The sequence below is a fragment of the Demequina sp. NBRC 110054 genome (assembly GCF_002090115.1).
Lineage (GTDB): Bacteria > Actinomycetota > Actinomycetes > Actinomycetales > Demequinaceae > Demequina.
In genome coordinates, this window is record NZ_BBRK01000004.1 from 25350 (window position 1) to 42956 (window position 17607).

The following is a 17607-nucleotide window of genomic DNA, read 5'->3' on the forward strand; positions in this document are numbered from 1 at the left end:
GGTCTGATTTCTAGTGCTCTTCCTCGAGCGCCATGTTGAGGTACACGGCGGAAAGCATGGTGAAGACGTAGGCCTGAAGCAGCGCCACGAAGATCTCGAACAGCGTGAAGGCGAACCCGGCGACGAACGTCACCGCACCCACCGACTTCATGGCGCCCGCGGCCTCGAAGAAGAAGTACTGCGTGGCCGCGAAGAACAGGACCAGCAGCATGTGGCCGGCGATCATGTTCGCCGCGAGTCGCAGCGCGAGCGTCGCGGGCCGCAGGAAGAAGACCTGCAGGAACTCGATCGGCGTGAGCAGCAGGTAGATGCCCTTCGGCACACCGGGCGGGAAGAGGCTGTTCTTGAGGTAGCCCCCGAGCCCGTGCTTCTTGACTCCGACGCCCAGGTACATGATCCACACCCACACGGCCATCACGATCGGGAGACCGATCAGCGACGTGCCGGCGATGTTGATGCCTGGGATCACACCGGTGATGTTGAAGAAGGTGATCGCGAGGAACAGCGTCGAGAGGAACGGAAGGAACCGCTTGGTGTCCTCCTTGCTCATGACCTGCTCGACGATCTGCGTCTTCACGAAGTCGAGCATGAACTCGACGGCGGCCTGGAAGCGGCCCGGCACGACCTTGGCGCGGCCGGCGACGATGGCGAAGATCACGATGAGCACCACGGCCGCGATGACGCGGGCGAGCATGATGCGGTTGAACTCGAAGATCGTGCCCTCCCACAGCAGTGCCGTGGGGTCGAACTCGGCGAGCGACGGTGCGTGGAACCCGTCAGAGCTGAAGAGCCACTGGAAGAAGTTCTGGGTATCCCCAGACTCATGACCGGCCGCGTCAGCGGCTGCGGCTACCACGATGTGTCGCATCAGACTCCAGCAGGTTTGCTGCGGCCGTTGCGAAGGCGGCCGCAGGGGGACTGTCGGTGAATCGGGATAAACCCTAGCCTATTCGTCCCGGCTCTCAGTACCACTCGTGGTGTATGGGACACGTCCCCGGATCAACACCACAGCGTCGATGCCGAGCGTCACCAGTATGCCGCCGATCACCGCGATACCGAACACCGTACGGGGGAAGTCCTCGATCTGCGCGAGGAGCACGACCGCGACGACGATCACGATCATCTTGGCGAGCCACGAGCCCAGGATGATCGCCGCCATCATGTGCGGCGGCTGGCGGTGAGCGAGCTGCATCGCGAGGGGTGTGAGCAGCCCCGCGAGGGCTGCGACGGCGATGCCGGCGAGCCCCGCCCACATGCCGGGGAGGTCCTGCACGAGGTAGCCGAGAAGGCCGGCGAGCACAGCTCCGACCGCGAGCGCGAGGGCTCCGATGCGCAGCGCGCGACGATAGACGGCGGACTCCGCCGAGGCGGGCTGGGGGGCGGTCATGCGTCCTCCTTGATCTCGCCCGAGGCCGGGGCCCCGGCGGTCGACGGGTCCTGGCCTGCATCGTCCTGGGACTCCTGGTCCCCCGGCCGTGCCGCATCGTCCAGGCCCCCTGGCCGTGCCGCATCGTCCTCGTGGAGCGCCGCAGCGCCCTCCTCCCCTGCCTGGTGCGCGCGCTGCGCGGCGTCTCCCGGCCGCTGACCGCGCGGGATGGCCTCGACCTTGCCCTCGGGCGTCGCGCGCAGCCTCAGGGGAGCCACGCCGTGCCCCGCGGTCCTCCACGCGCGCGAGCTGGCGAGCCTGAGGCCCGGCGAGAACGTGATCAGACCCGCGAGCATGATCCCCGACACGACGACGGCGATTGCCTTGGGCGTCGGCAGGAACACCGTGGAGACGGTCCCGAAGGACAGCACCGCGGTCCACAGGTAGAGCACGGCCACGGCCCAGCGATGGCTGTGACCCGCGCGCAGCAGCAGGTGGTGGAGGTGGTGCGCGTCGGGGGTGAACGGCGACTGCCCTCGCAGCGTGCGACGGATGACGGCCGCGCCCATGTCGATCAGCGGCACGGCGACGACCATGAGCGGCAGCAGGATCGGGATGAAGGCGGGGATGCTCTCGCGGTCGGACACGACGGTCGGGTCGATCTGCCCCGTGACCACGATCGCGGCGGCGGCGATCGTGAGGCCCAGCACCATCGACCCCGAGTCGCCCATGAAGATGCGCGCGGGGTTCATGTTGTGCGGGAGGAAGCCCAGGCTCGCGCCGACCAGCACCGCGAGGATGAGGCTCGCGATCGACGAGTAGTCGCCCGGCGTCGCGGAGCGCGCGAGCAGGTAGGTGTACGTGAAGAAGGCGAGCCCGCCGATCGCGATCATGCCTGCCGCGAGACCGTCGAGACCGTCGACGAAGTTCACGGCGTTGATCGCGACCACCACGACCAGCACCGTCGCGGACAGCGACAGGTACGAGCTGCCGATCGTGAGCCCGCCGATGGGCACCGTCACGAGCTGGACGCCGCCCCATGCCATGAGCAGGGCCGCGAGGATCTGCCCCGCGAGCTTGGCCATCCAGTCGAGGTCCCACACGTCGTCGGCGAATCCGAGCGCGCACACGAGGGCGGCGCCAGCAAGGACGCCCCACGGCGCGCGGCTGCCTTCGAAGACGGGTTGGAGGAACGGGATCGTGCTCGCGAGCACGATGCCTCCCGCGATGCCCAGGAAGATCGCGACGCCGCCGAGGCGGGCCGTCGGGGTCGAGTGGACGTCACGCTTGCGCACGGCAGTGACCGCGCCCACGCGAAGCGCGAGGTGGCGCATCGCGGGCGTGGCGGCGTACGCCACCAACGCGGAGACGAGCAGCAGCGTGAGGTAGACCTTCACTCGGAGTCGGCCTCCAGCGGCCTCAGCAGCGCGTCCTCGCCGATGATGTCGGCGATCGCCTCGCGGCTCACTCCCCCGGCACGGACGATGCGCAGGCCGGCGTCGTTGGTCGCGTCCACGATCGTCGAGGCCTGGCCCAGCGGGCTGTCGCCCGCGTCGAGGTAGACGGCGACGGACTCGCCCAGCTGGGACTCGGCGTCGGACGCCGTGGTCGCCGCAGGCTGACCGGTCTTGTTCGCGCTCGTCACGGCGAGCGGGCCGGTGCGCTTGAGGAGCGCGAGGGCGGCAGGGTGGTCGGGCATGCGCAGCGCGACCGTGCCGTGGGTGTCGCCCAGGTCCCACGCGAGCGAGGGCTGGGCCATGACGATGACCGTCAGCGCGCCCGGCCAGAACTCCTCCATGAGCGCGCGCGCGGGCTCGGGGACGTCCATGGCGAGCCCGTCGACCGTGCGGACGTCGGGGATGAGCACGGGCGGCGGCATCTGCCTCCCACGGCCCTTGGCTGTGAGGACGGCCGCGACGGCATCGGGCTGGAAGGCGTCGGCGCCGATTCCGTACACGGTGTCGGTCGGCAGCACGATCACCTGGCCGGCCTCGACCGCCTCGACCGCGGCGTCCAGCGACGGCCCCCAGGCCTGGGGGTCGGTGCATGGGTAGATCATGAGCCCAAGTCTCTCAGACGCGGGGCGCCTCAGACGTCGACGCGGCGCGCGACCAGCATCCGGTCACGCCCGGTGAGGTCCTGGCGCGTGTGGACGTCGCCCCAGTACACGGAGCTCGCGGCGTACTCGCGCAGCGCCTCGCCCTGCAGCTCGCCGTGCTCCATCACGAGCCAGCCACCCAGGTCGAGCAGCCTCGCCGCCTCGTCGATGATCGCGCGCGGCACCTCGAGACCGTCGTCGCCCATGCCGTACAGGGCGCTCGGCGGGTCGTAGTCGCGGACCTCCTGGTCGCGCGGCACCGCGTCAGGCGGGATGTACGGCGGGTTGGTCACGACGACCTGGGCGCAGCGCTCGAAGTGGTGCATGCACGAGCGGGCGTCACCGAGGATCGGGCGGATGCGCCGGCGCACGTCCGGCGGCAGCATGCGCGCGTTGAGGCGCAGGTAGACGTTGGCCTCCTCGCTCGCCTCCACCAGGGACACGTGCGCGTCGTCCATCTCGGACGCGATCGACAGGCCGATGGCCCCCGATCCCGCGCACAGGTCGACCACGCGGACGATGCCGTCGCGGCCGGGCTTGGCCTCGCGCGCCAGGTCCAGGGCGACCTGGGCGACGACCTCGGTCTCGGGCCGCGGGACGAACACGCCCGGTCCCACCTGGAGCTCGAGGTTCCTGAACGGGGCCTTGCCGGTGATGTGCTGAAGCGGCTCGCGCTGCACGCGGCGCGTGACGCGCGCCTCGAGGAGGTCGTGGTCGAGCACGTCCTCGGTCCAGTGGTCGTCACGCGCGGCAGCCGTCCGCACCTCGGCGGGCGTCCAGCCGAACGTGTGCGCCATGAGGACCACGGCATCATGCTGCGGCGAGGGGACGCCGGCTGCGGCGAGACGCTCGGAGATGTCGCGCAGGCGCGCGCCCACGGAGGGCATGGTCAGTCCTCGTGTGCGGCGAGGCGCGCGGCCTCGTCGGCGTCGATCGCGGACTGGATGACCGGACCGAGGTCGCCTCCGAGGACGTGGTCGAGGTTGTAGGCCTTGTAGCCGGTGCGGTGGTCCGCGATCCGGTTCTCAGGGAAGTTGTAGGTGCGGATGCGCTCCGAGCGGTCGACGGTGCGCACCTGCGACTTGCGCATGTCCTGGGCCTCGGCCTCCGCCGCCTCCTTCTGGGCGGCGAGCAGGCGGGCGCGCAGGATGCGCATGGCCGACTCCTTGTTCTGGAGTTGGCTCTTCTCGTTCTGGCAGCTCACGACGATCCCGGTCGGGATGTGCGTGAGGCGGACCGCGGAGTCCGTCGTGTTGACCGACTGGCCGCCGGGGCCCGACGAGCGGTAGACGTCGACGCGGACCTCGTTCATGTCGAGCTCGACGTCCTCGACCTCCTCGGCCTCCGGGTACACGAGGACGCCGGCGGCGGAGGTGTGGATGCGGCCCTGCGACTCGGTCGCGGGCACGCGCTGGACGCGGTGGACGCCGCCCTCGTACTTGAGGTGCGCCCACACGCCGTTCTCGGGGTCGACGCTGCCAGGCGCCTTGATGGCGACGGAGAGGTCCTTGTAGCCGCCCATGTCGGTCTCGGTCGCCTCGAGGATCTGCGCCTTCCAGCCCTTGCCCTCGGCGAACTTGAGGTACATCTTCAGCAGGTCGCCCGCGAACAGCGCGGACTCCTCGCCTCCCTCGCCGGACTTGATCTCGAGGATCACGTCGCGAGAGTCGTCGGGGTCGCGCGGGATCAGGATGCGGCGGAGCGTCTCGGTCGCGTCCTCGACGGCCTGCTCCATCGCGGGCACCTCGGCGGCGAGCTCGGGGTCGAGCTCAGCCATCTCCTGGGCGGCCTCGAGGTCGTCGGTGGCCGCCTTCCAGGTCCGATGCGCCGCGACGACGCGACCCAGCTCCGCGAACCGGCGACCGAGCGTGCGCGCGCGCCCCGCGTCCGCGTGGACTGCGGGATCGGCGAGCTGATTCTCGATATCGGTGTACTCGTCCAGCAGGGGCTGGACGGCTGCGAAGGCTTCGGCCACGTCGTCGCGGGCTTCCGGCGTTACTTCTTGGCGCCGTAACGCTTCTCGAAGCGGGCCACACGGCCACCGGTGTCCATGATCTTCTGCTTGCCCGTGTAGAACGGGTGGCAGGCCGAGCAGACCTCGACGCTGATCGCGCCGGACTTCTCGGTGGACTTGGTCTCGAACGTGTTACCGCAGGTGCACGTGACAGTGGTGGCCACGTACTCGGGGTGGATGTCCTTCTTCATGATCTCCCTTAGATGTGCGTCCGGGTCCTTGCGTACTTCGCTTCGGTGAACCGGATGCCGTGGACCCGATCCGCAGACCGAGCCAACGGACTATTCTGCCACGCCTGTCAAGGGGTGGCGAATGCGCAGGCGCCCCGCGCGCTCACTCGACCCGAGCGAGCCAGACCAGGCGCCTCCCCGCCCCTGCGCCGCACGCGGTCTCGCCTTCGTCGAGCGGTTCCACCTTCGCGCGGATCGTGTCGCCCACCATGAGGACGATGCCCGGGTCGCCCGCGAGCGACCACACCTCATCGTCGTCGGTGGTCACGTCCGTGCAGCCCTGTGCGATGGCGCTCACGCGCCCCGCGACGACGTCGGACGGCACCACGTCGGTGGGAACAGTCGGCGGCGCCGTCGGGCGGGCCAGTGTCTGCAGGTCGCGGGGCGACAACGGGGTCGTCGACCCGTCAGGCGCTACGACGAGGCCGGAGCCGGTCGTGCCGGGGCCGTGCGCGGTCATGCTCTCCTCCTCGGTCGGCACCGACGTCGGTGCAGTGCCCGTGTCCGCGCATCCGGTGATGGCCGCGAGGGCGAGCGCGCTCGCGACCGCTCCGAACGTGACCGGGCGCCGACGCATCGTCCCTCTCCCCTCCCTCGCTCCTCCAGTCTGGGCTCGACCGCTGTTGTTCGCTCGGCCGCGCGACGAAGGCGGCGCCGGCCCCCGGGGTGGCTCCCCCGGGGGCCGGCGCGGTCATGGACGCGGCGTCAGTACACCTTCACCGTCATCGAGCTGTCCTTCTGCTTCACGATCCGGATCTGGACCCCGACCGCGGGGAGCTTCACGCCGTGGTTGGGCAGCTCGGCGAACCAGTACTGATCCGTGTCGTCGAACACGCGGTTCCCCCTCGCTCCCTTGATGCGGCTCTTCACCCCGTCGACGTGGAGCGTGAACGAGTCGGCCCGCTTGAGGCTGAAGGGTGCGTCGTACACCTGCACCCTCGCCCGCCAGTAGTCGCCGTTCACGTCCGTCATCGGCTGCGGGTGCGAGTCGATGTACAGGTTCCGCCCGCTGCCGGGGTGCGCGAACGTGTCGTTGTCGGAGTACGACAGATCCCAGTACGAGATCAGCAGACCCTCCTGGTAGGAGTAGTGGTCCACGTAGTCCGGCAGCGTGCTCGCGTACCCGAAGTGGTACGGCCCGGTCTTGAGGTACTGGTCGTACGACGTGTAGGACCGGTAGGCCGCGATGTAGTAGTTCGGGTACGACTGCGTGCTCGAGGTGCCGACCGCGGTGAAGCCGTCGACGGTCCAGCCGCCGTCCCCGTCCTCAGCTCCGTCCTCGAAGACGCCCTCGACCGCGATCTCGTCGAGGAACACGCCGTCGATCACGTCGGGGTCGTTGCCCGCGACGCCGCCGTCGGTCGTGTAGCGGATCCGGAGATCCACCGTCTGACCCGCGTACGCGCTCAGGTCGAACGTCGCCGGGATCCAGTCGGCCTGCGTGCCGTCCGTCGCCGCGGGCTCGTCGACCGTCGTGATCGAGCCGGCGATCGGCACGAAGCCCGAGCCGTCGTCGACCTCGACGTAGAGGTAGTCGTATCCCTCCTCGATGTCGTAGCGGGTCTGGAAGGTCAGCGCGGGAGACCCGTCAGGCACGTCGACGCTCCGCGTGAGCGTGCTCGTGAGGTCGTCACCCGTGCCGCTGTACCACTGGGCCGCTCCCACCGCGGGTTCGCCGAGATCCGTCGTGACGGTCTTCTCCGGGAGCCCCACGATGAGGGCCTGCGGTCTGCGCGTGTTGTACTCCGAGACCCCCAGGGTGACGGTCTCCCTGTCGCCCGCCTCGACGTACTCGTAGTCGAGCCAGCCGAGCTGGAGCTTGTTCCATGCGCCAAGGTCGCCGCCTCGCTCGCCGATGCCCTCGTCGTCGGCCGCCGTGAGCCTGCTCTGCGCCATGAGCGTCCAGTACTCGTTGTTGTTGTCGCCGCCGGACTGCACGTTGTAGTCGTCCGGGAGACCGAGGTCGTGGCCGTACTCGTGGTAGAACACCGAGCGGCCGCCGTTCTCCGGTTGCATCGTGTAGTCGCCGATCCAGATGCCGGAATCGCCGATCTGCGTGCCGCCGAGCGGGTTCGCCTCGGGACCGGTGAGCCCCGCGTAGTTGTAGTACGCGTACCAGCGGTGCGACCAGATGGCGTCGGAGCCGTAGATCGGGTCGCCGTCCGCCTGATCGCCGCCGGCGTGCACGATCTGGAAGTGGTCGATGTAGCCGTCCGGCTCGTTGAAGTCGCCGTCGCCGTCGTAGTCGTAGCGGTCCCACACGTCGAAGGACGCGAGATCCGCGTTCACGTCCTCGACCGAGCGGCCCTGCGCGAGCTGATCCTCGTACCAGATCGTCGCGGCGTCGGCCACGAGGTCCCACACGGTCGAGCACACGATCGAGCCGCACGCATCCGTGCCGTAGGCGGCCTGCGTGTACGGCACCTTGACCCAGTCGGTCACCTCGCCGTCGACGCTGTAGCGGCCCGAGGACTGCGTCTCGTAGTACTCCCGCAGCGACTCGTCGTCGCCGAAGTACAGGCCCTGGAAGTAGGACTGCGAGTAGTCGGCCTGCCAGACCGTCGTGTTGTTCACCGAGCGGTCGGGCTCGGGGATCTCGTTGTGGAGCGGCCCCTCGGTGCGCTGCGCGTCATCGGCGTAGCCATACGGGGACTCCTCGTCCCCGAACTCGGCGAGGACCACGAAGATGCGGTCGGTGGTCTCGCGCGACAGCTCGACGTACTGATCGGTGGTCCGGCCCTTGGAGCCCCTCAGCGAGGGTCCGTCGGCCGCGGATATGTCGGCGTCCGAGCTGACCTTGACGACTGTGCTGTCGCCCCGTTCCTCGGCGGTCAGATCCCCCTCGAGCACTCCCGTGATCGCCGCCTCGCGAAGCGCGGTGCGCTTCGCATCCAGCGGGTTGGGAAGGTTGTCGGAGGTGACGGTCTGCACCGTCTCCTCCTCGGCGGGCGGCGCGGCGGTCGCGACCGGAGCGGCGACCACCCCCGATCCCAGCAGGACGGCCGCGGTGGCCGCGCTCAGCTTCGTACGCACATGTACCTCCATTGGCGAGGATCGCCGCCCCCACCCCCATGGACGCGGCGATACATGGTGCGGCCGCCCCAGCGCGGCCGTGGTGCAGGACGCCCCCGAGAGTCGGTTGGTTCAGGCCGACGATGGCGACGTCCGGTGTCACATTACGAAGACGGGGGTCGCGTCGACGCGTCCCTTTTCGGCGTTTTGCCCGATGTGAGGAATTTCACTTCTGCGAGAGAGGTGCCTCGCACCGGGACAAGCGAGGCGCCGGCCGGGGAGAACGCACAGGGGCCCGATCCTCGCGGATCGGGCCCCTGTGCGATGTCGAGGGAGGACTACTTCTCGTGGTCCTCCGCCCCCGGCGTGGTCTTCGCGACCTGCATGAGGAACTCGGTGTTGGTCTTGTTCTCCTTGAGCTTGCCCAGGAGGAGCTCGATGGCCTGCTGCTGCTCGAGCGCGGTGAGCACGCGACGCAGCTTCCACATGATCTTCAGCTCCTCGGCGCTCATGAGGATCTCCTCGCGGCGCGTGCCCGACGCGTTGACGTCGACGGCCGGGAAGATGCGGCGGTCGGCGAGCGTGCGGGAGAGCTTGAGCTCCATGTTTCCGGTGCCCTTGAACTCCTCGAAGATGACCTCGTCGGCCTTCGAGCCGGTCTCGACCAGCGCGGTCGCCAGGATGGTCAGCGAGCCGCCGTGCTCGATGTTGCGCGCGGCGCCGAAGAAGCGCTTCGGCGGGTACAGGGCCGACGAGTCGACACCACCCGAGAGGATGCGGCCCGACGCGGGGGCGGCGATGTTGTACGCGCGGCCCAGGCGGGTGATCGAGTCGAGCAGCACGACGACGTCCTGGCCCATCTCGGTCAGGCGCTTGGCGCGCTCGATCGCGAGCTCGGCGACGGCCGTGTGGTCGGATGCGGGACGGTCGAACGTCGAGGCGATGACCTCGCCGCGGACCGTGCGCTGCATGTCCGTGACCTCCTCGGGGCGCTCGTCGACGAGCACGACCATGAGGTGGACCTCGGGGTTGTTCGTGGAGATCGCGTTCGCGATCGACTGCAGCACGAGGGTCTTACCGGCCTTCGGAGGCGAGACGATGAGTCCTCGCTGGCCCTTTCCGATCGGCGCCACGAGGTCGATCACGCGGTTCGTCATGTTCCGCGGCTCGGTCTCGAGGTGCAGGCGCTGCTGCGGGTACAGCGGAGTGAGGTCGCCGAAGACCGGACGGTTCTTCGCCTCCTCGGGCGCCTGGCCGTTGACCTGGGTGATCGACGCGAGCGCCGAGAACTTCTGGCGCTGGCCGCGCTCGCCCGGGCGCGGGGGGCGCGCGGTGCCTGCGACCGCGTCACCGCGGCGCAGTCCGTACTTGCGGACCTGGTTCTGCGAGACGTAGACGTCCGCCTTGCCGGGCAGGTAGCCGGCGGTGCGGACGAACGCGTAGTTGTCGAGCACGTCGACGATGCCGCCGATCGGCGTGATCTCCTCGCCGTCGCGCGGGGCGTCCTCGTCCTGCTGCTGACGCGGCGAGCCGCCGCCCTCGTTGGCCTCGCCGCCCTCACGGTCGCGACCACGGCCACGGCCGCGACCACGGCCACGGCGCCTGCGGTTGCCGCGCTCGCCGTCGCCGTCGTCCTGGCTGTTCTGGTTGTTCTGGTTGCCGCGGTTGCCGCCGCCGTTGCTGGCGTTGCCGCCCTGGCGACGCTCGCCGCCCTCGGAGTCGCTGCCGGCCGCAAGCGAGACGGCCTCCTTGGCGCGACGGGCGCGCTCGTCGGGGCTCTCGGAGCTCGCCTGGTCCTGGGACTCGGCAGGGGCCTCGTCGCGGGTCGGCAGGTCTAGCTTGAGCTCGGCGATCGCCTGCTCCTTGGAGGGCGCGTCGCCCTTCGGCTGCGCGCCGTCCTTCGCGGGAGCGTCACTCTCCGCCTTGGGCGAGCCGGCCTTCGCGGTCGCGCGGCGCGAGGAGGACTTCTTCGGAGCGTCGTCCTTGGCCTCGGTGGTCTTGGCGGGCGCCTTCTTGTCGGCCTTCTTGGCGTCGTCCTTGGCGGGCACCACGCCTCCGTTGCGGATCGCCTCCACCAGGTCCGACTTGCGCATGCGCGCCGTGCCGGAGACCCCGAGCTCTGCTGCAAGTGCCTGAAGCTGGGGTAGCTTCATCGCCGTGAGGGCCGCGGTGTTGTCGCTGGCCGTCGTCGTGTCGGTCACAAACTTTCCTTCCCTCGCACGAGCACGCTTGGCTCAGGGAGTGCGAGACGATCCACGCGGGTACGTACACGGATGCGTCGACGAAGGACGGACGCCTCACACGTGGATTGCTGTCCGCCGGGGCGATACGCGCCGATCCGGGGGAAGCACGCCCAGGTTAGCACCCCCACCGGGCCCGCACAATCAGTCCACACCTGGCGTGTTCGACATCTGTTGCTGGCGCGCGCGGCCCGGCATAGCCTCGCAGACAGGGGGATGCCATGCGCGGCGTCCCGTGAAAGGGGAACGACATGGGACTCGGGCCCATCGAGATCGTCGTCATCGGCTTCGAGCACGGGAGGTTCGACGGCTCGATCCTCCCCGAGCTGGAGCGCCTGACCGGCGCCGGCACCATCCGCATCGTCGACGCCGTCGTGGCCCGCAAGGCCGAGGACGGCACCGCCACGATCCTCGAGCTCGACGAGGCCCCCGACGAGGCACTCGCCGACCTCCACCGCATCGTCTCCGAGATCGACGGCCTGATCTCCGACGAGGATGTGGACGAGCTCGTCGACGAGCTGCCGCCCGGCGCGGCCGCGGCGATCCTGTGCTTCGAGCACACGTGGGTCGTGCCGCTGCGCGACGCGATCGCGGGAGCGGGAGGAGTGCTGCTCGACACGATGCGCATCCCCGGGCCCGTGGCGGACGAGGTGCTCGCGGCGGTCGCCGCGGCCGAGGGAGAGGAGTAGGCCATGCCGATCCGAGTCGGACGACCAGGCCTCATCGGGACGATGGCGCGCACCGCGGTCATCTCCGGCACCGCGACCGCGGTGTCGGGAGGAGTCGCGAGGCGCCAGTCCGCGCGCGCGGCCCAGAGGGCGGCGCCGGTCCAGCAGGCCGCGCCGGTGCAGGCGATGCCCGCCGCCGCTCCCGCACCCCAGGTGACCGCCGCATCGTCCGGGGGCGACGACCTCATGGCTCAGCTGGCCAAGCTCGGCGAGATGAGGTCGGCTGGGCTGCTCGACGACGCCGAGTTCGCCGCCGCGAAGGCGAAGCTCCTGGGCTGACCCGAGCGGGGAGGCGGCCCCTCGTCTGCGACGAGCCGCGCTGGCGCGCATCTTCCGTGCCACGCCGCGCCGCGCGCCGGGTCGCGTCCGCAAGGGCGCGGCCCTAGCCTGCACTCAAGGACGCCATGGCGGCGTCCTGAGCGGAGGGGCGCGATGACCGCGTGGGCGGAGCAGGTGCGGGAGACGAAGTGGTCCGGGCGGCTGAACACCGTCCACTACATGCGGGATGCCGTGTTCTTCGACGGCGACACCGCGAAGGTGCGCGCGATGCATACGCGCTTCTGGCTGCTGCTGCTGCTCGCGAGCGCGATCGCGACCGCGGGAATCGCGGCGGACTCCACAGCGACCGTCATCGGCGCGATGATCGTGGCTCCGCTGATGCGCCCCATCCAGGGGACGATGCTCGCCACGGTCCTGGGCGACCACCGCAACCTGGTGCGCTCGGTCGTCATCATGATCGCCGGCGCCACGGCTGCGGTCACCGTCGGCTTCGTCCTCGGCCTCCTGGTGCAGGTGCCGATGACGGCGGAGACCAACGCGCAGATCGCGGGCCGCGTCTCCCCCGGGCTCATCGACCTCTTCGCCGCGCTCGCGGTGGGCGTGGTCGGCTCGATCGCGCTCATCCGCGCCGATATCTCCGACACGCTTCCCGGCGTCGCGATCGCGATCTCCCTGGTTCCGCCGCTGTGCGCAGCCGGGCTCGCACTCGAGTCGGGCGAGCCAGGACAGGCCTTCGGCGCGGTGCTGCTGTTCGCGACCAACGTCGCGGCGATCCTCGCCACGGGCGCGCTCATCATGGGGGTCTTCGGGTACTCGCGGCTCAGGCTCGAGGCCTCCGAGGACAAGGAGGCCGAGCGACGCCGCCGCGCGCGGACCTACCTGACGATGGCGGCGCTCGTGCTCGCGGTGAGCGGCCCGCTGACCTGGTCCACCGCGCACGCGATTCAGAACAACTCGCGGATCGCGCAGATCCGGCAGTATGTCGAGGCCGCGGCGGCCGACTCGAAGTGGACGATCGTGTCCGTGACGGCGCGCGAGAACAACATGGTGCACGTCCTCGTGAAGGGCACCCCTCCGCTGCCCGACGTCGATGCGGTGTACGACGACATGGCCGCCTCGGGGCTGGACGCCGACACCGTGATCCTCGAGTTCGTGCCGTCGTACACGTTCGACTCGGAGGGCGCGCGGGACTCGTTCTGACGCGGCTCGACCCGGCTCGCTCAGTCTGGCTCGGCCGGCAAGGCGCGCCTCAGTCCGGCTCGAACACCGGGAACTCGATCCTGGTGAGCAGCCGCTCGGGCGGGGTGTCCCCGGGATCGTTGAGGTAGATCTCGCACGGTGGCCCGCCGACGAGCAGCCCCGCCTTCCGCATCTGCTCGTGCGCGAGGCCGTACGTGCGGCCCAGCTCGGAGTAGGGACCCTCGTGCATGAACACGACGATCGGCCCCTCGGGGATCTCCGTGATCTCGACGTCGCCGTCGCCGGTCGTCCCCGCCTGCACGGGGATCGCGGACACGAAGACGACGGGCCCGTCCGGGGTCATCGGTTCGGGATACAGCGTCATCGGCGGCCCGGCGGGCGCCGCACCCTGCTCCGTGAGCACGGCCATGAGCCGCCCGAAGTTGCGTCCCATCGCCTGAGGCATCTCCTCGAGCGGGCACCTGTCCGTCACGCCGGCGATCGTCTGCGACGGCCTCGTCTCCATGCTGATCGACATCGTCGACCCCCTCCGCGATCGAAGACGCGGTCGCCTCCGATCTCTCCACGCTACGTCGCGTCCCGCACGCTCGCACGAGAGCGCGCGTCCACGGGGCCGGGACGATGCGCCGGCGACGTCACGCGGCCGGTGGGACGATGCGGCAGCCGGGAACGCACGAGGCCCCGCCGCAGCCTGGGGCTGGGCGGGGCCTCGTCCGTCGGGGTGTCAGCGATCGACGTCCGGGTCGTCGAGATCCTCGCCGGCGTGCTCGGGCGCGACCGGATGGGGCACGGAGGCGTCGTCGAACACCGTCGCGAGCTCGCCGGTCTCGGGGTTCACGGGGTCGAGCGGCGGCTCGACCTCCTCGATAGGCGCCGAGAACTGCGCCTCGTACAGCCGCGCGTAGGCGCCCTTGACGGCGAGGAGCTCGTCGTGGGTGCCCTTCTCCACGATCGACCCGTTCTCCATCACGAGGATCAGGTCCGCGTCGCGGATGGTGGACAGGCGGTGCGCGATGACGAACGCCGTGCGGTCGCGGCGCAGCTTCTCCATCGCGTGCTGGACGAGCAGCTCGGTGCGGGTGTCGACCGAGCTCGTCGCCTCGTCGAGGATGAGCACCTGCGGCTGGGACACGAACGCGCGCGCGATCGTGATGAGCTGACGCTCGCCGACCGACACGTTGGTCGCGTCGTCGTCGAGCACGGTGTCGTAGCCCTCGGGCAGCGAGTGCACGAAGCGGTCCACGTAGGCGGCCTTCGCGGCGGCGAGGATCTCCTCCTCCGTCGCACCCTCGCGTCCATAAGCGATGTTGTCGCGGATCGTTCCACCGAACAGCCACGCGTCCTGGAGCACCATGCCGGTGCGGGAGCGCAGATCCTCGCGCGTCATCTTCGCGATGTCGACGCCGTCGAGCGTGATCCGCCCGCCGTTCAGCTCGTAGAAGCGCATCACGAGGTTGACGAGCGTGGTCTTGCCTGCACCGGTGGGTCCGACGATCGCGACCGTGCGTCCCGGCTCGACGGTGAGGTCGAGGTTGTCGATCAGCGGCTTGTCCTCGACGTAGCGGAACGTCACGTCGTCGAACACGAGGCGGCCGTGGCTGTCGTCGGGCGACTGCGCGGGGTCCTCGTCGGGCGTCTGCTCCTCGGCGTCGAGGAGCTCGAAGACACGCTCGGCGCTCGCCACTCCCGACTGCAGCAGGTTGGCCATCGATCCCAGCTGTGTCAGCGGCTGCTGGAACTGGCGCGAGTACTGGATGAAGGCCTGCACATCTCCGAGCGGCAGGGTGCCGTTGGTGACCATCACGCCGCCGACGACCGCGACGGCCACGTACACCAGGTTCCCGACGAACATCGTCGAGGGCATGATGATGCCGGAGATGAACTGCGCGCCGAAGCTCGCCTCGTAGAGCTCCTCGTTCTTGCGCGCGAACTCCTCCTGGGTCTCCTTCTGGCGACCGAAGACCTTGACGAGCGCGTGGCCCGTGTAGCCCTCCTCGATCTGACCGTTGAGGTCGCCCGTGTACTTCCACTGCTCGACGAACTTCGGCTGCGAGCGCTTCGCGACCTGCATGACGATGCCGAGCGTGAGCGGGATCGACACGATCGCCACGAGCGCGAGCCACGGCGAGATGTAGACCATCATGGCCAGCACGCCGACCACCGTGAGCAGCGACGTGAACAGCTGGCTGAGCGTCTGCTGCAGCGTCTGCGACACGTTGTCGATGTCGTTGGTCACGCGCGACAGCAGCTCGCCGCGCTGATGCTTGTCGACGTAGCTCAGCGGGAGCCGGTTGATCTTGTCCTCGACCCGCTCGCGGAGCCGGTAGACGGTGCGCTGGGTGATCCCATTGAGGATGTATCCCTGGATGAACTGCAGCAGGGCCGCGAACAGGTAGATGACGATCAGCCACGCGAGGATCGTGTGCACGCGTCCGAAGTCGACGCCCGTGCCGCTGAGGAGCCCCTCGAAGACGATCGTGGTCGCGTTGCCGAGGATCTTGGGGCCCATGACGTTGAGCGCCACGGAGGCGGCTCCGAGGAAGATCACGAACCAGACGAGGTTCTTCTCCGGGGCGAGGTGGCCCGCGAGCCTCCTCAGGGAGCCCTTGAAGTCGGAGGCCTTCTCTGTCGGGGCGCCCCCCATGCCGTGGCCCATCGGGCCGGGCCCGGGGCCGCGGCGCTGCTGCGGCCGGTCGCGCGTCTCGGTGCTCATGCCGCCTCCACTCGCAGCTGCGTGCTGACGATCTCCTGGTAGGTCTCCGAGCTCTCAAGGAGCTCGTCGTGCGTGCCGCGATCGATGATGCGGCCGTCCTCGAGGACGAGGATCTGGTCGGCGTCGACGATCGAGGACACGCGCTGCGCGACCACGAGCACCGTCGTGTCCGCGAACTCTCTCGCGAGCGCGGCTCTGAGTCTCGCGTCGGTCGCGGTGTCCAGGGCGGAGAACGAGTCGTCGAAGACCAGGACGTCGGGCTTCCTCACGAGCGCTCTCGCGATCGCGAGGCGCTGGCGCTGGCCGCCCGACACGGACGTGCCGCCCTGCGCGACCTCGGTGTCGAGCCCGTCGGGCATCGCCCGCACGAAGTCGGCGCCCTGGGCCACGTCGAGCGCGTGCCACAGCTCCTCGTCGGTCGCCTGGGGGGCGCCGTAGCGAAGGTTGGAGGCGACGGTCCCGGAGAACAGGTACGGACGCTGCGGGACGATGCCGAGCCTGGACCACAAGGCCTCGAGCCCCGCGTCGCGGACGTCGACGCCGCTCACCTTGATCGTGCCGGTGGTCGCGTCGTAGAGGCGCGGGACAAGACCCACGAGCGTCGACTTGCCGGCGCCGGTCGAGCCGATCACGGCCGTCGTCGTCCCGGGTGCCGCCGTGAAGCTGATGTCCCCCAGGACGGGCTGCTCGGCCCCCGGGTACTTGAAGTCGACTCCCTCGAACACGAGCTCGCCGGGAGTCGGGAACTCGGAGACCGCATCGTCCTTCTCGAGCACGGTGGTCTCCGTCTCGAGCACCTCGCCGATGCGGTCGGCGGAGACGGTCGCGCGGGGCAGCAGCACGAACAGGAACGTCGCCATCATCACGGCCATGAGGATCTGGATGAGGTAGGTGAGGAACGCGGTGAGCGCGCCCACCTGCATCTCCCCGCTGTTGACGCGGTCCGCGCCGAACCAGATCACCGCGACCGAGCTGAGGTTGAGGACCACGAACACGAGCGGGAACATCGCGGCCATGAGCCGGCCGGCCTTGAGCGCGGACTCCGTCACGTCGTCGTTGGCCTGAGCGAAACGCCTGGTCTCGACCGGCTCGCGGACGAACGCGCGGACCACGCGGATGCCGGTGAGCTGCTCGCGCAGCACCTGGTTCACGCGGTCGATGCGCTTCTGCATGCGCTGGAAGTGCGGCACCATCCGGGTCACGATCAGCATGACGCCGATCAGCAGCACCGGGATCGCGACCACCATGATCCACGACAGCCCGGCGTCCTGGTGGACCGCCATGATCACGCCGCCGATCGCCATGAACGGCGCGCTCACGAGCATCGTCGCGCCCATGAGGACGAGCATCTGGACCTGCTGCACGTCGTTCGTGGTGCGCGTGATGAGCGACGGCGCGCCGAACCTCTGGACCTCGGCCTCGGAGAACGAGCCGGCGCGCGCGAAGATGCGGTGGCGCAGGTCCCTGCCGACCCTCATCGCGAGCTTCGCGCCGAAGTACACCGCGCTGATCGCGCATGCGACCTGGACGAGCGTGAGGGCGAGCATGACGCCGCCGACGCTCCAGATGTGGTCGAGGTCGCCCACGGCCACACCGTTGTCGATGATGTCGGCGTTGAGGCTAGGCAGGTAGAGGTTCGCGATCGACTGCGCGAGCTGGAAGCCGACGATGCCGGCCAGCAGCCCCATGTACGGGCGTATCGATGACGTGAGCAGCTTCCAGAGCAT

16 protein-coding genes are annotated in these 17607 nt (G+C 69.6%); 3 read left to right on the plus strand and 13 right to left on the minus strand.

What is annotated here, in order from left to right; genetic code table 11:
- Positions 1-10: 10 nt before the first annotated feature.
- The 10 genes from atpB to rho all read right to left on the minus strand — a co-directional run bounded on the left by atpB (position 11) and on the right by rho (position 10873).
- Entirely contained in the window at positions 11-868 is an 858-nt protein-coding gene (gene atpB / locus B7K23_RS00135; RefSeq protein ID WP_084124035.1) for a F0F1 ATP synthase subunit A, read from the minus strand.
- A 78-nt stretch (positions 869-946) separates the two neighbouring features.
- On the minus strand, positions 947-1387 hold the full coding sequence (locus B7K23_RS00140) for a hypothetical protein (RefSeq protein ID WP_084124037.1): 441 nt from the start codon (positions 1385-1387) through the stop codon (positions 947-949).
- A complete protein-coding gene (locus B7K23_RS00145) occupies positions 1384-2763 on the minus strand; it encodes an MraY family glycosyltransferase (protein ID WP_084124039.1) in 1380 nt (459 codons plus the stop codon). Before B7K23_RS00145 ends, B7K23_RS00140 begins: the two co-directional genes overlap by 4 nt.
- A complete protein-coding gene (locus B7K23_RS00150) occupies positions 2760-3425 on the minus strand; it encodes an L-threonylcarbamoyladenylate synthase (RefSeq protein ID WP_084124042.1) in 666 nt (221 codons plus the stop codon). The genes B7K23_RS00145 and B7K23_RS00150 overlap by 4 nt, the downstream gene beginning before the upstream one ends.
- A 29-nt stretch (positions 3426-3454) precedes the next feature.
- Positions 3455-4351, minus strand: a complete 897-nt coding sequence (gene prmC / locus B7K23_RS00155; protein ID WP_084124044.1) for a peptide chain release factor N(5)-glutamine methyltransferase — start codon at positions 4349-4351, stop codon at positions 3455-3457.
- A gap of 2 nt (positions 4352-4353) precedes the next feature.
- Positions 4354-5439 carry a peptide chain release factor 1 gene (gene prfA / locus B7K23_RS00160; RefSeq protein WP_084124046.1) on the minus strand — a complete coding sequence of 362 codons (1086 nt, stop codon included), beginning with the start codon at positions 5437-5439 and terminating at the stop codon, positions 4354-4356.
- Between the two features lie 20 nt (positions 5440-5459).
- Positions 5460-5669 carry a 50S ribosomal protein L31 gene (gene rpmE, locus B7K23_RS00165; RefSeq protein WP_084124048.1) on the minus strand — a complete coding sequence of 70 codons (210 nt, stop codon included), beginning with the start codon at positions 5667-5669 and terminating at the stop codon, positions 5460-5462.
- A gap of 142 nt (positions 5670-5811) precedes the next feature.
- Positions 5812-6285, minus strand: a complete 474-nt coding sequence (locus tag B7K23_RS00170) for a hypothetical protein (RefSeq protein WP_084124050.1) — start codon at positions 6283-6285, stop codon at positions 5812-5814.
- Positions 6286-6413: 128 nt separating this feature from the next.
- The gene (locus B7K23_RS00175; protein ID WP_200809745.1) at positions 6414-8741 is read right to left on the minus strand and encodes an immune inhibitor A domain-containing protein; all 2328 of its coding nucleotides are present in this window, start codon (positions 8739-8741) and stop codon (positions 6414-6416) included.
- Between the two features lie 317 nt (positions 8742-9058).
- On the minus strand, positions 9059-10873 hold the full coding sequence (rho, locus tag B7K23_RS00180; RefSeq protein WP_084126044.1) for a transcription termination factor Rho: 1815 nt from the start codon (positions 10871-10873) through the stop codon (positions 9059-9061).
- A gap of 338 nt (positions 10874-11211) precedes the next feature.
- Here rho and B7K23_RS00185 point away from each other — a divergent pair, with 338 nt between their 5' ends.
- The 3 genes from B7K23_RS00185 to B7K23_RS00195 all read left to right on the plus strand — a co-directional run bounded on the left by B7K23_RS00185 (position 11212) and on the right by B7K23_RS00195 (position 13167).
- A complete protein-coding gene (locus tag B7K23_RS00185) occupies positions 11212-11649 on the plus strand; it encodes a DUF6325 family protein (protein ID WP_084124054.1) in 438 nt (145 codons plus the stop codon).
- Positions 11650-11652: 3 nt separating this feature from the next.
- A complete protein-coding gene (locus B7K23_RS00190; protein WP_084124056.1) occupies positions 11653-11967 on the plus strand; it encodes an SHOCT domain-containing protein in 315 nt (104 codons plus the stop codon).
- A 153-nt stretch (positions 11968-12120) separates the two neighbouring features.
- Positions 12121-13167 (plus strand): TIGR00341 family protein, encoded by a 1047-nt coding sequence (locus tag B7K23_RS00195; protein ID WP_084124058.1) that lies wholly within the window; start codon positions 12121-12123, stop codon positions 13165-13167.
- Positions 13168-13216: 49 nt separating this feature from the next.
- Here B7K23_RS00195 and B7K23_RS00200 read toward each other — a convergent pair whose 3' ends face one another.
- The 3 genes from B7K23_RS00200 to B7K23_RS00210 form a co-directional block, all read right to left on the minus strand.
- Positions 13217-13684, minus strand: coding sequence for a GyrI-like domain-containing protein (locus B7K23_RS00200; RefSeq protein ID WP_084124059.1), 468 nt, complete (start codon positions 13682-13684; stop codon positions 13217-13219).
- A gap of 207 nt (positions 13685-13891) precedes the next feature.
- Positions 13892-15880 carry an ABC transporter ATP-binding protein gene (locus B7K23_RS00205; RefSeq protein ID WP_084124062.1) on the minus strand — a complete coding sequence of 663 codons (1989 nt, stop codon included), beginning with the start codon at positions 15878-15880 and terminating at the stop codon, positions 13892-13894.
- Complete coding sequence (locus tag B7K23_RS00210) at positions 15877-17607, minus strand: ABC transporter ATP-binding protein (RefSeq protein WP_084124064.1); 1731 nt, start codon at positions 17605-17607, stop codon at positions 15877-15879. Before B7K23_RS00210 ends, B7K23_RS00205 begins: the two co-directional genes overlap by 4 nt.

Coding starts and splice junctions, on each gene's coding strand:
- rho (WP_084126044.1), bottom strand. CDS start 10,873: ATGAAGCTACCCCAGCTTCAGGCACTTGCAGCAGAGCTCGGGGTCTCC.
- prmC (WP_084124044.1), bottom strand. CDS start 4,351: ATGCCCTCCGTGGGCGCGCGCCTGCGCGACATCTCCGAGCGTCTCGCC.
- B7K23_RS00150 (WP_084124042.1), bottom strand. CDS start 3,425: ATGATCTACCCATGCACCGACCCCCAGGCCTGGGGGCCGTCGCTGGAC.
- atpB (WP_084124035.1), bottom strand. CDS start 868: ATGCGACACATCGTGGTAGCCGCAGCCGCTGACGCGGCCGGTCATGAG.
- B7K23_RS00210 (WP_084124064.1), bottom strand. CDS start 17,607: ATGCTCTGGAAGCTGCTCACGTCATCGATACGCCCGTACATGGGGCTG.
- B7K23_RS00170 (WP_084124050.1), bottom strand. CDS start 6,285: ATGCGTCGGCGCCCGGTCACGTTCGGAGCGGTCGCGAGCGCGCTCGCC.
- B7K23_RS00195 (WP_084124058.1), top strand. CDS start 12,121: ATGACCGCGTGGGCGGAGCAGGTGCGGGAGACGAAGTGGTCCGGGCGG.
- B7K23_RS00190 (WP_084124056.1), top strand. CDS start 11,653: ATGCCGATCCGAGTCGGACGACCAGGCCTCATCGGGACGATGGCGCGC.
- B7K23_RS00205 (WP_084124062.1), bottom strand. CDS start 15,880: ATGAGCACCGAGACGCGCGACCGGCCGCAGCAGCGCCGCGGCCCCGGG.
- B7K23_RS00200 (WP_084124059.1), bottom strand. CDS start 13,684: ATGTCGATCAGCATGGAGACGAGGCCGTCGCAGACGATCGCCGGCGTG.
- B7K23_RS00185 (WP_084124054.1), top strand. CDS start 11,212: ATGGGACTCGGGCCCATCGAGATCGTCGTCATCGGCTTCGAGCACGGG.
- rpmE (WP_084124048.1), bottom strand. CDS start 5,669: ATGAAGAAGGACATCCACCCCGAGTACGTGGCCACCACTGTCACGTGC.
- B7K23_RS00140 (WP_084124037.1), bottom strand. CDS start 1,387: ATGACCGCCCCCCAGCCCGCCTCGGCGGAGTCCGCCGTCTATCGTCGC.